12 protein-coding genes and 1 pseudogene are annotated in these 14,270 nt (G+C 59.4%); 9 read left to right on the forward strand and 4 right to left on the reverse strand.

What is annotated here, in order from left to right:
* Both HMPREF2604_RS12625 and HMPREF2604_RS12630 read left to right on the forward strand, forming a co-directional pair.
* A complete protein-coding gene (locus HMPREF2604_RS12625; RefSeq protein WP_070563292.1) occupies positions 1-1,647 on the forward strand; it encodes a solute symporter family protein in 1,647 nt (548 codons plus the stop codon).
* Between the two features lie 49 nt (positions 1,648-1,696).
* On the forward strand, positions 1,697-2,719 hold the full coding sequence (locus HMPREF2604_RS12630; protein ID WP_070563295.1) for a hypothetical protein: 1,023 nt from the start codon (positions 1,697-1,699) through the stop codon (positions 2,717-2,719).
* 23 nt (positions 2,720-2,742) lie between these two features.
* Here the strand turns inward: HMPREF2604_RS12630 and HMPREF2604_RS12635 are convergent, their stop codons facing one another.
* Positions 2,743-3,669: a DUF1906 domain-containing protein gene (locus HMPREF2604_RS12635; protein WP_070563298.1), complete on the reverse strand. Its 927-nt coding sequence runs from the start codon at positions 3,667-3,669 to the stop codon at positions 2,743-2,745.
* 196 nt (positions 3,670-3,865) lie between these two features.
* Here HMPREF2604_RS12635 and HMPREF2604_RS12640 point away from each other — a divergent pair, with 196 nt between their 5' ends.
* A complete protein-coding gene (locus HMPREF2604_RS12640) occupies positions 3,866-4,849 on the forward strand; it encodes a hypothetical protein (protein ID WP_232748466.1) in 984 nt (327 codons plus the stop codon).
* Between the two features lie 32 nt (positions 4,850-4,881).
* On the opposite strand, the gene HMPREF2604_RS12645 is transcribed toward HMPREF2604_RS12640, so the two are convergent.
* Positions 4,882-5,310, reverse strand: a complete 429-nt coding sequence (locus HMPREF2604_RS12645) for an OsmC family protein (RefSeq protein WP_070531604.1) — start codon at positions 5,308-5,310, stop codon at positions 4,882-4,884.
* A gap of 126 nt (positions 5,311-5,436) precedes the next feature.
* Between HMPREF2604_RS12645 and HMPREF2604_RS12650 the strand changes: the two genes are divergently transcribed.
* Positions 5,437-7,659, forward strand: coding sequence for a LamG-like jellyroll fold domain-containing protein (locus HMPREF2604_RS12650; RefSeq protein ID WP_070531607.1), 2,223 nt, complete (start codon positions 5,437-5,439; stop codon positions 7,657-7,659).
* A gap of 122 nt (positions 7,660-7,781) precedes the next feature.
* Here HMPREF2604_RS12650 and HMPREF2604_RS12655 read toward each other — a convergent pair.
* A pseudogene (locus HMPREF2604_RS12655) lies at positions 7,782-8,962 on the reverse strand (IS1249 family transposase).
* Positions 8,963-9,213: 251 nt separating this feature from the next.
* Here HMPREF2604_RS12655 and HMPREF2604_RS12660 point away from each other — a divergent pair.
* From HMPREF2604_RS12660 to HMPREF2604_RS12680, 5 genes are read left to right on the forward strand one after another with little or no spacing between them, the layout of a single operon-like run.
* Positions 9,214-10,089, forward strand: a complete 876-nt coding sequence (locus tag HMPREF2604_RS12660; protein WP_049157735.1) for an ABC transporter substrate-binding protein — start codon at positions 9,214-9,216, stop codon at positions 10,087-10,089.
* Between the two features lie 29 nt (positions 10,090-10,118).
* Positions 10,119-11,051 (forward strand): FecCD family ABC transporter permease, encoded by a 933-nt coding sequence (locus HMPREF2604_RS12665; protein ID WP_209168001.1) that lies wholly within the window; start codon positions 10,119-10,121, stop codon positions 11,049-11,051.
* A complete protein-coding gene (locus HMPREF2604_RS12670) occupies positions 11,041-12,024 on the forward strand; it encodes a FecCD family ABC transporter permease (protein ID WP_046646996.1) in 984 nt (327 codons plus the stop codon). The genes HMPREF2604_RS12665 and HMPREF2604_RS12670 overlap by 11 nt, the downstream gene beginning before the upstream one ends.
* Before the next feature lie 2 nt (positions 12,025-12,026).
* Positions 12,027-12,839 (forward strand): ABC transporter ATP-binding protein, encoded by an 813-nt coding sequence (locus HMPREF2604_RS12675; RefSeq protein ID WP_046646995.1) that lies wholly within the window; start codon positions 12,027-12,029, stop codon positions 12,837-12,839.
* Between the two features lie 24 nt (positions 12,840-12,863).
* Positions 12,864-13,658 (forward strand): hypothetical protein, encoded by a 795-nt coding sequence (locus HMPREF2604_RS12680; protein ID WP_046646994.1) that lies wholly within the window; start codon positions 12,864-12,866, stop codon positions 13,656-13,658.
* 67 nt (positions 13,659-13,725) lie between these two features.
* Here the strand turns inward: HMPREF2604_RS12680 and HMPREF2604_RS12685 are convergent, their stop codons facing one another.
* Positions 13,726-14,007 (reverse strand): DUF1990 family protein, encoded by a 282-nt coding sequence (locus HMPREF2604_RS12685; RefSeq protein ID WP_369815742.1) that lies wholly within the window; start codon positions 14,005-14,007, stop codon positions 13,726-13,728.
* Positions 14,008-14,270 lie beyond the last annotated feature (263 nt).

The following is a 14,270-nucleotide window of genomic DNA, read 5'->3' on the forward strand; positions in this document are numbered from 1 at the left end:
ATGCAGACCATAACCTTGGCCGCAGCGGAATCCTCCGCCGGCAACCCGATTCTGAATATCTCAGTCTTCGCCGCCTTCCTTGTCGTCACCATGTACGTGGTGCTTCGCGCCGGCAAGTCCACGAAGGAAGCCTCTGACTTTTACACCGGCGGTGGTAGCTTCTCCGGCCGGCAGAACGGCCTTGCTATCTCCGGCGACTACCTGTCCGCCGCGTCCTTCCTGGGCATCGTCGGCGCCGTTGCGCTCAACGGCTACGATGGCTTCCTCTACTCGGTCGGCTTTTTCGTCGCCTGGCTCGTTGCGCTGATGCTCGTCGCGGAGCCGATGCGCAACGTTGGCCGCTTCACCATGGCGGACGTGTTGTCCTTCCGCCTTAAGCAGCGCCCGGTGCGCGTGGCAGCTGCGATTTCGACCCTGTTCGTGTCGCTGTTCTACCTCATCGCGCAGATGGCCGGCGCAGGCTCCCTCGTGGCCGTGCTCCTGAATATTCACGATTTCAAGTGGCAGGCCGTCGTCGTCGGCATCGTGGGCATCCTCATGATTGTCTACGTTCTTGTCGGTGGCATGAAGGGTACGACCTACGTGCAGATGATCAAGGCCGTGCTCCTGGTAACCGGCGTGGTCATCATGTGCATCCTCACCTTCGTCATGCTCAAGGGCGGCTTCAGCGCACTCTTTACCCAAGCCATTGATATGCACGCTAATTCCGAAGCTATCAAGGAAGGCGGCTACGAAGCCTCCCAGATCATGGAGCCGGGCCTGAAGTACGGAAAGAACCTCACCACCAAGCTTGACTTCATCTCCCTGGGTATTGCCCTCGTTCTCGGCGTTGGCGGCCTGCCGCACGTTCTCATGCGCTTCTACACGGTGCCGACCGCGACCGAGGCTCGCCGCTCCGTTACCTGGGCCATCGTCATCATCGGTGCCTTCTACCTCATGACCCTGGTCCTGGGCTACGGCGCTGCCGCCCTGGTTGGCCCGGACCGCATCCTCGCCGCACCGGGTGGTGCTAACTCCGCAGCACCGCTGCTGGCCCTGGAAATCGGTGGCTCCATCTTCATGGCGGTCATCTCCGCGGTGGCCTTCGCTACCGTTCTGGCTGTTGTCGCCGGCCTCGCCATCACCGCGTCAGCCTCCATCGCGCACGATATCTACCACTCTGTCATCCGCAACGGTGAATCCACTGAGGCTGAGCAGGTCCGCGTCTCCCAGATCACCGTGGTTGTCCTGGGCATCGTCGCCATCATTCTGGGCATCCTGGCCATGACCCAAAACGTTGCCTTCCTGGTGTCCCTGGCCTTCGCGGTCGCGGCATCCGCTAACCTGCCGACCATCCTGTACTCCCTGTACTGGCGTCGATTCAACACCGCGGGCGCTGTCGCATCGATGTACACCGGTGTTATCTCCTGCTTGGTACTCATCTTCCTGTCCCCGGCGGTATCCGGTTCCCCGACCTCGATGTTCCCGAACGCCGACTGGTCCATCTTCCCGCTGTCCTCCCCGGGCCTGGTCACCATCCCGCTGGCCTTCTTCGCGGGCTGGATCGTCTCCATCATGACCCCGCCGGACAACCTGGAAGAGCTGTCCGCAGAGATGGAGGTTCGTTCCCTGACCGGTGTGGGTGTTGAGGCTCCGGTGGACCACTAAAACACCTAAAACGCTACGTTTCGGACGGTAGAGAGTAGACTCAGGTTCTGTGTTTTACTCTCAGCCTTCTCACAGGGCGGTGTCAGCGCGAGCTGGTGCCGCCCTTCTGGCGTGCGTGCTCGGAGCAGCGAGTCTCGCTGCATGCTCACCAGCGCATGAAGAAGACTTCACGGCTGGCGGTTCAGCGCAGACCAGCGCAAGCAAGCCTGGTCCCATCACACATAGGAAAGGGCAGCTGCAGCTGGCAGCTGTCCCGGACTCAGTAGGTCAGTTCCTCAAGGGCGATGAGTCCAAGGCCATCACGTATTACCGCATTGAGACGGGCATGCACATGGGCTCGACCACTGAACACCAGCCGCGCTATGCGCTGAGCTTGATTAAGCTCTACATCGCAACCTACGTGCTGGAACGCGGGTCTTTCGAGGACAAGTACCTAGCGTTGGATATGGTTGCTGATTCCTCTGACGAGAGTGCCGCACAGCTCTTTGAGAAATATCCGCGATCCATCGATGCCATTGCTAAGGAATATGGCTTGGAGTCCACGTCCGCGGGGGAGGACTGGGGGCATTCCATGACCTCTACGTACGACGTTGTGAGGTTCATTGTTCAGCTCATGGAGGATGATCCGACCCATCCTGTGCTGGTAGCTATGTCCCACGCCGATGCTGTATCTGCCGACGGATATCAACAGAACTATGGCACCGCGAAGCTGAGCGACGTCGTGGGCTCTAAGTGGGGATGGTCGGACAGCAAGGATCGTCATTCCTCGGTGTCTTTTGGAGAGAACTTTGTCGTGGCTGCATCCATCGAAGGAAGCGCTCAGGAACTCACGTCTTATGTACGCAAGGAGATCACCGGTAAGAACCTGGTGAAGGGCAACAACCTGAACAAGGAGGCGCTGGCTAATCCTGGTGCTGTTGCCACGCGCTTGACGACGTCCAGCGCTGCGCCCACTGCGACCTCCACGACAGCGACGCCGGCTGCCGCGACATCTTCGGAGCCGTCTTCTTCTGCGCCGTCCTCTCAACCAACGTCTAGAACGTCGGCCTCGAAGACCTCTGCGGCACGGTAGGGGACTGCGCCGCAGCAGGGCATTTAGCCCATGGACTTGCGCACGGTGTTGAGGATATCCACCGCGCCGCGGACTTGGTCATTGCTGATGGAAGAACCAGCAATGGTGATGCCATCGCTGCTCACACTGGAGCCGCGACCAGTGGGATCCGGCAGGGTGATGTTGGGCAGCGGGATGTTGTCCGGCACGCTCGGGATGTCCTTGACCTTGGGCGGTGTCACCGCGCCTTGGCCCGGGGTCCACTGACCCCAGTCATTGGCGTAGACGGTGTTAATATCGCAGGTCACGCCGTCGATGGTGGCCTGGTTCTTGGCTTTTTGGTGGATGGTGGTGCGCGGGTGAATCTTGCCGCCCGAGCCCCAATCGTGCATCCAGTAGAACTGGCCAATGTGGTCGTTGACGCACCAGTCGATGACGTTGTAATTGCCGTACACGCCGGTTTGGTAGCCGGCCGCGCTCAGCGCCGTCGAGAAGGCCTTGAGGTAGGGGCGGATTTGGTTCTCATACTGGGCGCGGGTGGGGTTGTCATCGATCGCGATGTAGATTGGGCGGCCCGTCGGCCCGCCAGCGGCCTTGTGAATAGCGATGGCCTGCGGGGCGTGGACGGCGGCACCCGCCGCACCGTTGAGCCAGTCGGCGGTCTCGGCGCGGCCGAACTGGTAAATGGAGGCGGTCTTCAGGCCGACAGCGGCATTGGCCTTCGTTTCCGCCAGCGTGACGGGTTTGCCCTGCATCCAGTTAGCGCCGGGGCGGCGCTGGGAAACATAGCGAATGGCGCCGAGGTGGCCGGCGGCCTTGATGGCGCGCGCAGAAGGGACACCGGCGGAGAAGTCAATGATGGTGCCCACAGCTGGACCCACGGCGAGCGCAGCGGGTGCTTGGCTGCCGATGGCACCGGCGGTCAGCGCGAGGGCACTGGCTTTGATAAGGGAACGGCGGGACAAAGACATGATGGAGTTCTCCTAGCGAGGGTCAAGTGGGCTGACAAAGATGGGGCCGAAGAAAGTATCTGAAGTCACTTTAGCCACGATGGTCTAAAATTGCACCACAATTAGTATGGGTGGGTGCACAGGTGCGCCTCGCAGAGCCATAAACGTGCACGGAGCCCCATAAGACGGAGGAATAAGTATGGCTGAAGAGCTGAGAATGCGTTTCATTCAGGGCGACAGCGTGTTCCGGCTGAACCACCAGCAGTTCAGCGATGCTGAGGTGCAAGCGGTGCTTCAGGGTTACATCGAGAACTGCCGTCGGAACTCTCAGTGGATCCTCGATACCCGTGAAGAAGGAAACACCCTCGTGGTGGAGCATCTTTTCCCCGCGGAAGAATTCATCGAGGCGAATAATGGCCGCCTGCATATCGATGAGGCTTTCGTCGAATCACTGCCCCTGACGTACCCGATCGTGTTTGAGATCCGCTCGGGCTACCTGCGCATCCACAAGCCGCTAGCCAATAAGTACGGCGCTCTCCTGTCTGACTTCATTCGTGGCTTGTGGGAAGTGTTGCTGCAAGGTCAGATGCACTACCTGTGGGATCACGGCTTTGCGCAGTGTGGTGGTGTGGGAACGATACAACTCAACGCCTATGGGCTGCTGGAGCCGGACGAGCCGCTCATTGGGTTTTACCGGGTAGACGTCGATATGCAGCACGAGGCCTGGGTGTACATCACCCCGCAAGGGCTCATCCTGGTTTTCGACGATGACGACGTCCTTGCCTTCGACAAGGTGGACATGCGCAATCCCTCGATTCCTTCAGGAGTCTTTTCTTTTAGCATGCTCAAGGCTGAGGTGGTTGGAACCGGCGGCGGCAAGACTATTAAAACCTCAATGAGTCCAAAGGATCTTGGGGAACTGGACCAGGCTCGGACGGATATCCGCACCATGTTGTCCTCGCCACACCAAGGGCAGCCGCGCCGTATGGTGGATCCGAACCCGCTTCCCTGGATCGTGGTGGACGGCGAAGAGCTGGGCTATATGGCACAGGCGGATCTGGAGCGCTACCGCCGCCAGCGCTCCGATGCCGGGCACAACCCATTCGGGGATGGCTCCCACACTATGCAGCAAGCCATGGACAACCCCTTCGTTGAATCGTGGGAGGAGAACCCTTCGCGCGACGATAACCCTTTCGCTTAAAGCGCTCTAAAGGCGCTTAAAGCGGAGTGGGCTTAGGGCTGGGTCGTGCGGAACGTGACGTTGGTGGGGTTTTCTACCGTGCGGGAGACGGTGCAGTCCTTCTCGTGGGAGATGCGCACGAGGCGCTCCACCATGGACTGGGCCTGACGGCCGGCATCGGTATCGGGGAAGCGGAGGGAGAATTCCACGTTGACGTCGCTAAGCCTTGAGGCGCCGTCCTCGTTGACGCGGGTGCCTTCTACGTGGACGTCGAAAAGCTCCGGCTCCGTGCGCCGGGAGGTGACCACGTCGACGTCCACGGCCGAGCAGCCCGCCACGGCAGCGAGCAACAGCTCGACCGGACTTAGCAGTCCGTCGCCCGTGCCGAATTCGAGGGTCGCGCCCGCAGTGTTCGTGGCGCGGTAGCGACCGGTATCAACGCGGGTGACGTCGACGTTGTATTTCTTAGTGATATTGCTCATGAGCGTTCATCCTAGCGGCGGGTAATCATTTAAACGTGCGTTCATGCGGTCGTTACGTGAGGGAAAGCTATGGAGAATACATTTCTTATGTCTCTTTTGGCTTTATTCACTGTGATTGGAAGAACTATGGCTTCTCGCCGCCTGCTCGGCACCGTGGTCACCGCCTCGGTGGCCGGTACGTTCCTTATTGTCCCTGCTTCTGCCGATGAGTCGGTGGAAGGCCTAGGTTCGCGCTTCAGCATCGGTGTGCTGCCGGATACTCAGTTCTATTCCCGTTACTCCACCCCGGAAACCGGCAACCTGGCGCAAGCGCGCTACGGTAGCGAGCCTTTTAAGGCGCAGACCGAGTGGCTGGTGAAGAACCAGCAGGCGCTCAACATGGACTTCGCTACCCACCTCGGTGACGTGGTGGACCAGGCGGACGTCGAGGGGGAGTGGAAGGTTGCTGATGAGGCGATGAAGGTCCTCGATGATTCCGACCTGAACTACTCCATCTTGCCGGGCAACCACGACATGATTGAGGATAAGTCAGCGCACCCGTACGACGTCTACTTCAGTGCCGAGCGCGCCAAGACCGCCAACCCGGAAACCTTCCAAGAGCGCCACACCGCGGTCAACAATGACTCCGAGTACCACATTTTTGAGGCCGAGGGCCAGAAGTACCTGGTCCTGGCGCTGGGCTGGCGCGCGGATGATGCGGCTCTGGAGTGGGCGCAAGGCGTTCTCGATGCGCACCCGGACCTGCCGGTCATCCTCACCAGCCACGAGGTGCTCAACCTCGATGGTGCTGGCGAGGTTTTCTACTCCGATGACTATGGCCAGGGCCTGTGGGACAAGTTCATTAAGAAGAACGACCAGATCTTCTTGACCATGGGCGGCCACCACCACGGCGCGGGCTACCGCGTGGACAAGAACGATGCAGGCCACGACGTCATCGGCATCCTGCAGGACTACCAGATGGCTTACCAGGGCGGTAACGGTCTGCTCGGCGTGCTCGAGTTCGACCTGAGCGGCAATGAGCTGGAGATGACCGCCCTGTCCCCGTGGGTCGCGCAGAAACCAGCGAAGGAGCTCACGCAGTTCGACAAGCTCATCCTCGACGGCACAGGCGATAGCTACCACGTGCCGCTGAACTTCAAGGAGCGTTTCGCTGACTTCGCCCCGGACTGGACCATTGGCGATGAAAACGACCCGGACCTCGGTCAGAAGGCCCGCGACATCGCTGAGGAAGGCTACACCCCGTACACCATCCCGAAGGACCAGCTGCCGGAGGGCCCGAATGACTTCGTGAAGTCCGACAAGACCGTCTTCCACTGGCGCCCGGGGCAGACCAAGAACACGGACGGCAAGCAGCTTGCCGACGGCGACGTGGCCACCGAAGGCGCAGTCATTCCGGATGTCTTCGGTGCTGATGGTGCCGGTGACCTCGTTCGCGAGGGTGGTCCTTCCAACACGGGTGAGCGCATCACCTACACCAAGGACCACCACCCGTTGTCCTCTGATTCTGGCTCCCTCTACTGGTCCGACCCAGCTGGCAAGCTCGCGATGGCAGAGTTTCGGTCCAAGGAAGGCGCGGAGATCAACAAGGTCGATACCTCCGAGGGCTACACCTTTGAGTCCTTCGTGAAGATTCCGAAGGACTTCAACGGCTCTGAGCACGGCTGGGGGAGTGCGCTCTCCCGCGACTCCAGCATCGCCGAGCTTGTCGACGGATCCGAGGACACCGACCCCACCGTCATGTTCGGCATTTCTAACCTCCGTGAGCTGCGCTGGTGGGCGGAACCGAAGGAAGGCGAAGGTTCGACTGTCTGGTCCCACGAGGTTCCCACCGAGGAGTGGATGCACATCGCCGTAGTCAACAAGCCGGATTCCGACACCGTAGAGATGTTCATCAACGGTGCACCCATCCTGCGCAACGCCAAGGGTGCTGAAGGCCTCCTCCCGCGCGACCTGCAGTGGGTTATGGGCGCTGGCTTTGATAGCCGCAAGCCGCAGGACCCGTGGTACGGCTGGATTGGTGAGACCCGCCTGACCCAGGGCGTTCTGGACTCCGACGAGTGGCTCACCGCGCGCCCGGCCGTGAAGGAGGAAGAGCCGTCGAGCTCCACTACGACGCCTACCGAGCCGACCAAGCCTTCTAAGCCGACCAACACGAAGGAGCCTTCTGCCGACGATATGGCTGCGGCCTTCTTCGCAGGCTCCAGCCGTGGCGCGAAGGTTATCCTCCCCATCATCGCCGTCATTGCAGTCGTCGGCGGTGCCGCCTACGGCCTCATCCCGACCATCAACCGCATCTTCGGTCTTAACATCCCGCAGCCGAAGCTGCCGCAGATCCCGGGTCTGAACTAGTTACCGTTCACCCTCCGTCCCCCGACTCACATTGAGGCGGGGGTTTTCTATTGTGATGGCCCTGGGCGGATTTTAGCGGGTTAAGGGTCAAAATGTGTGTCTGGCTCGGCGTGTCGCTGGGGTTAGATTTGGCCTTTTTGGATGCCGATTGAGTGGGTGTACTCGGTGTCGATACCGTTGTCGTAGAGGGCTGGTCGTCCTGTTTCGTGGTCGGCTTGGTTCTCGGTGTGGGTCAGGATGGATACTTTGGCGAGTTGGTCCTGGCCCCAGTGGGACTGTCTGGCGATGCGTAGTGGATCGTCGGGCAGTTCTGTTTTTAGGTACAGCCACCAGTCCAGCATTTTGCGCTGGTGTTCATTTGTTCTGCCCCGGTGAGCACGCGCAATCTCTTTCAGGCGAGCGTTAATCCCGCCTTCAAGACTGTTGGTCGTAGATTTGATGCGGGCAGGTTCTAAGACGCCTTTAGGTTGATTGATGTAGACAAAGAGCATGCCTTGGCGCCATAGATGGTTCAGACTGTTGTAGGCCTTTCGCACGTTGGAATGTGTCCATACCCATGTCCAATTTCCTGTATCAGGGTCTTTAACCCTGGTCCTCTCGTCCATCCACCTGCGGTAGACAGTGTTGAAGTTATGGAGCAATACACCCCAGTCAGCTACCTCTTCTTTAGTTCGCACTCGGGTGAGTTTCAGCGCTAGCGTGTAGATAGCTTTGCCGGCATCAGTGCGCGGACGTGAGGTTGTATAGCGGCGAACTACACGCTGTGCGTGGACAGAGGCAACGCTGCACATGTGTTGTTGACCAGCAGGTTTTTATTGCACTTGCTGTTCCTTGCCCGCCATCTGTCGTTGCGATTAACGGGGCGGGGATGCGTTCGAGCAGGCGTGTGTAATCGGGAGCGGTTTCGTGTTTGGCACCAGTGCCAAGCAACAACATGATCGAGGGTGGAAGCTACAATCAAGCATCCGCCAGCGGTGTAGGTACCGTCGAGAAATATCTGGTCATAGACTCGGCCTGTATGTGCCACGGTGGGATCCGGTACGTCAATAAGCCAGTACCATGTAAATCTGCGCTTCATAGTGGAATGGCTTACATTGTTGCGTTTAGCCAGTGCAGTTAGCGAGATTGTGGTGGTGCAATGCTCGATAAAATCCGCAAAAATTCTAGCGTTGGTGACGTCGGGGCGACGTTTGATGCCTGATGCCCCACAGGCTTTACATCGCCATCGTGTGGTTCCTTTGCTGGTAGTTCCGTTGCGTTTCATGTCGCCGCCGCAGTGGCAGCGTGGTCGATTCTTCGGCATCAAGCCACCACACCACCAGGGCCTACCACATCCAGGTAGAAACACCGGGGATTTACCGTCAAGGACAGCGATATACGGTCGTGAAGCCTATACTTTCAACAATCACACTGGACAGTGACTATAAATCACCGATCCCAGACAAACTTTCTGACCATTAACCCATTTTAGCGGACGTGCGGCAACATGGTCCGTATCGGGAACGTGGCAATCAGACCCTAGACAGCAAACCCTTACCTAAGTAAGATAAGGCTATGCAAAAGAAAGACTTCATGAATGTGCGTGCAGTTATCGCACTCGTAGCCACTCTAGCCCTAGGCGCAGGCCTTGTTGCGTGTTCTTCTGATTCTTCTTCTAAGGAAGGAAACGGAGAAAAGAAGATCGAGCGAGTTGTGGCGCTTGATTGGCGCTACGAGGAAATTCTCAAGGCCCTCGATGTGGACCCAGTGGGAATCGTGGAAATCGGTAAGTCGGAGGCACCGACCACTTTGAAAGGGCAGCTGGGTCAAGCGACCTCTGTGGGCCAGGCCAAGCAGCCGAATCTAGAGGTTATCCAGTCCTTGGAGCCGGATCTGATCCTGGCTAGCCCTACCCGTCAAGCCGATATCATGCCGCAGTTGGAAGAGATTGGGCAGACCGAATCCTACCCAGATGAGACTTACTTGGACGTGCTGGACTCGATGGATGAGATCGCGGCCAAGCTAGGTAAAGAGGAAAAGGCCAAAGAAGTCCGTCAGCGCATCGAGGACAAGATTGCTCATACCAAGGACGCGGTAAAGCCGGGGAGTCGTGCGGTCGTGGCTGGCTGGTCCAGTGAGATGCTCTATACCTGGGTCAACCCTTCCTTCCCCCAGTCGCTACTAAGTGAGGTGGGCTATGACTATGCCTTCGAAGGTGAGAAGTCATCCATCGAATCTAAGACTGATGTAGCGGAACTGACCGGCGATAAGCTCCCTGGTATGAAGGCTGACCTAGTCTTTATGTACAAGGACGTCGATGCGTTTAAAAAGACGCCCTATGCCAAGGGTAGCGGCGACATCGTAGAGGTGGACCAAGATATCTGGTCGCGCGCCCGCGGGCCGCTTTCCGCCGAGCATATGCTCGATGACATCATCGCCGCCGAAGAGTAGTGGCACCTCGAACTAAAACCAGCGCCTGCCTGGTCCTTGCAACCGCTGCCGTCGCCTTCGTGTGGTGGTGGCGGCTTCGCCATGTTCAGGTGCCAGCTGATACCCCGTGGCTGGAAGAAGAGCTGCATAGCGTGGCCTTTGACCGTCTCCTTGCCACCACGGTCGTCGGTATCGCATTAGGGGTAGGCGGGTTATTGCTGCGGACGGCAACTGCGAATCCGCTAGCCGATCCGTCCATCACTGGTGTGAACTCCGGTGCGGCACTCGGCGCAGTCGCAACAGCAATGTTTATAGGAAGCGAAACCTCGAGTGTTGACCAGTTGCCCGGTGCGCTGTTGGGTGCGGGGATTGCTGTGGGGGTGACGGTGGGCGTCGGTAAGAGCGGTGCGATCCAGCGCATGGTACTCGTTGGCGTTGCTGTTTCCGCGCTGTGTAGCGCATTGACCTCCATTTTCTTGGTAGTAGATGAAGCTCAACTGGCTACGGTGATGTCATGGCTTTCTGGTCGGCTTGCCGGTGTGCGCCTAAGCGGTATCATGCCGGCGCTGATTGCCGTGCTGGTCGTGGTTCCCTTGACCTTAGTCGGTGCAAAAACGCTGGACTTGCTCGTAGCAGGCGATGCCGTGGCTGGTGCTGTCGGCGCGAAGCCGGAGCGCATTCGGTTGGCAGCCATTGTGGCGGCGGTAGTGCTTATTGCTCCGGCCGTAGCTGCAACTGGGCCGATTGGCTTCTTGGGGTTGATGGCCGCGGCCGTAGCGTGGCGGGTGTGCGGCTCACACCACCGCATGGGGCTGTGCGTGGCTGGAATTGTTGGAGCAGCGGTGCTTTTGGTGGCCGATTCGGTTGGCCAGGCAATCTGGGCGCCAGCCGAGACCCCAGTGGGCATCGTGACTTCTTTGGCTGGCATGCCATTAGTGTTGTGGGCCGTCCATGCGCTGGGGAGGAGGAAGCATGCGGCATAAGAGATTTGTTGGGGTGCTAGTAGGACTCATCCTGGCGTTGGCGTTGAGCGCAATCATCGGCATGGGCGTCGGTGCGGTGATGAAACCGCCGGGCGAGGTGATCACCGCCTTCGTTACCGGAGAGCCGCTCATCTGGAAGTACCGCGCCCCGCGGATCTTGGTGGGAATCTGCGCTGGTATTGCCATGGCCGTCTCTGGCTGTCTATTGCAGTCCGCGCTACGCAATCCTTTGGCCGCACCAGATACGGTGGGTATTACCTCCGGCGGCGGACTCGCGGCCGTTGCGGTACTCATGGGATCAGGCGCCCTGCCGGCCCACCTGCTGACTTTCATAGCCTTTATTGGAGCGTTGGCTGGAACTGGGCTGGTTCTTCTCCTCGCCGGGCGCGGGGCAAGTGATCCGGTGCGCCTGCCGCTTACCGGGGTGGCGGTATCTTTTGGGCTGGGCGCCATCACCGAATTGCTCCTGGTGCGGGCTGCCCCAGAGGCAGGAGCGGCCATGACATGGTTGAAAGGTTCGCTTTACGCCCGCTCGCTTGGCGATGCCACCATTGTCGCCCCCTTTATCCTTCTCGCCCTAACCGTCGCGATGGTGGTGGCAAAACACCTGGATATGCTCGCGCTGGATGATTCCACCATGGCCGGCATCGGCGTGAGCACCAAGATATGGCGCCTAATAGCAGTAGCCTTAGCCGTCATCCTCGGTGCCGCGGGAGTCGCCGCGGCCGGGGTCTTGGGCTTCGCCGGACTCATCGTCCCCCATGCTGCTCGCTTGGTTGTTGGCGCGAACCTGCGCTGGCAAATACCCGTGGCAGCCCTAGGCGGCGCGGTCCTTGTGACCGCATGCGATACGCTCGGTCGCTGGGCCTTCGCCCCCACGGAAATCCCCGTTGGCGCGCTCATCGCGCTGATCGGTGCACCGTATTTCATTTTCCTATTGACTCGACTGACCCGAGTGCGAAACGGAGGCTAGACATGACACTGACGTGCAGCGGATTAACCGTGGGCTACGGTGGACCCGATGTGGTCAAGGACGTAAATCTTCACTTATCCAGCGGTCAAGTAACCGCTCTGATCGGGCCGAATGGCTGCGGCAAGTCGACGCTTCTCAAGACATTGGGCCGCCAACTTACGCCCAGCGCAGGTGCGGTGTACCTCTCGGACCAAAATATCAGCAAGTATTCCTCGCGTGCCTTTGCCCGTGAAGTTTCTTTTCTGCCACAACATCCCGTGGCTCCGGAAGGGGTATTAGTGCGTGACGTCATCGGTTACGGCCGCTATCCCTATACAGGGGCGCTAGCGACGATGCGGGCCGGAGATCATGCAGCGGTTGAGCGTGCTGCCTCGCGTGCTGGGGTGAGCGAGCTTCTCGACGCCCCCGCGGCAGACCTTTCCGGTGGTCAGCGCCAGCGCGTCTTCCTCGCTATGACTTTGGCCCAAGAAACGCCAATTACCTTGCTTGACGAGCCGACTACTTACCTCGACCCCGCGCACCAATTGTCCATTTTGGATCTGATTCGAGATCTCAATGGCGCCGGGGTCACAGTGGTCATGGTGGTCCACGATATGGTCCATGCCGCGCGTTACGCCGATAGAATCGTAGCCATGCGTGAGGGACGCATTGTGGCCGAAGGGGCCACCGAGGAGGTGATGACCGCTGAACTCGTACGCGAAACCTTCCATGTTGAGTGTTTAGAGATGACTGATCCCTCCACCGGTCGACGCTTTCCCATACCCATTTCCGTGCACGCTCCTGAATTTTCTGGAACCCTAGAAGGAAGAAGATAAATCTATTTAAAGGAGTACGTAGCAATGGCAAACGAACTAGGCCACGAAGTTGACCTGGATCGCAACGAATACAAGTACCTGGCATCTGAGGACACTGTGTCTTCGGCAGCTAACTCTGGCACCTCCGCTCGGTCCGGCGCGGCTGCAGCAGGTGCAGGGGTTGCAGCGGCAGGCGCCGCGGGCACAGCCGGCCTATCTACCGCCAGCAAGTACGAGCCGCAGAATCACGTCGTTGCTGGCGCCGACGAAGAGCATGTAGGCTCTGCCTCCGAGCAGCCGGACCTGCAGGAGAAGCTGGATGAGAACAACGCTGACTACGCGCCGAGCCAGCACATCGTAGGTGAGGCGCAGGAAGAGCACATTGGTTCCGCCCCGCAGCAGCCGGACCTGCAGGAGAAGCTGGACGAGGAGAACTCGGACTATGCGCCGAGCCAGCACATCGTAGGCGGCGCGCAGGAAGAGCACATTGGTTCCGCCCCGCAGCAACCGGACCTGCAGGAGAAGCTGGACGAGGGTAACTCTGACTACGCCCCGAGCCAGCACATCGTAGGCGAAGCAAACGAAGAGCGTGTTGCTACTGCGCCGAACCAGGACAACGTCAACGGTCAGCAGTCCTCTGAGCGCCTGGATCAGCTAAAGGACAAGGCATCCGAGGCTGGTAGCGCCGTCGGCGATGCGTTCCAGCGCGCTAAGGGCTTCGTGGAGGACAAGGCACACGAGTACCAAGAGGAGTCCACGAAGAAGGGTGGCTTCTTTGACCGCGTCAAGGGCGCTGTCCGTGATGCTCGCGAGTCCATCGAAGACAAGCGCAAGAACTAACCAGCGCTGATACTAAGCCGCTTTCCCAGGGCTCGGGGAGGCGGCTTTTGTCGTATGCGCAATCCTGCTAATCGTCTAAGGCGTGAAGGTAGAGTTGGCTAATCAGCAGGCGCCTTGGCACGTCCACAAGTGGGCGCAGGGAGGGGAGGAAGGGCTCTGAGGCGGCGTCGATAAGCAGCAGTGTGCGGCCATCGCGCAGGCGCTCCAGAGCGAAGGTCTCCTCGCCGCGCTCAAGGTGTCCGGGAAGGGTGCCGTAGGTGAACCCGCAGCGGCCGTCCTTGTGGAATACATCGACCACGCGGCAGCGAAAATCCCATGGGCCAAAGCCACGTTTCGCGGCGGCCTCTATTTGTTAGAAAGGTCGCTTGACTGATTCGGCTTCACAGTGCTTCGTGGGCCCGAAATCGCTAGGGCAGCATGTGCTTGCCCGTGCGCAAGGAACTGAAGATTAAGGAGAACCATCATGAACAACAAACTGGCGAAGGCATGGCCAACGCCGCGCAGTGGTCGCTCGTAGCCGCTACCGCATTCTTCGCTCTGAGCTTTGTCGGTGCACTTAGGGTGCTCCGTGCTGCGGGGGGGGGAGAAGGGTGCCCCCGCAAACAACGCCGA

The organism is Corynebacterium sp. HMSC055A01 (assembly GCF_001809405.1).
Lineage (GTDB): Bacteria > Actinomycetota > Actinomycetes > Mycobacteriales > Mycobacteriaceae > Corynebacterium > Corynebacterium hesseae.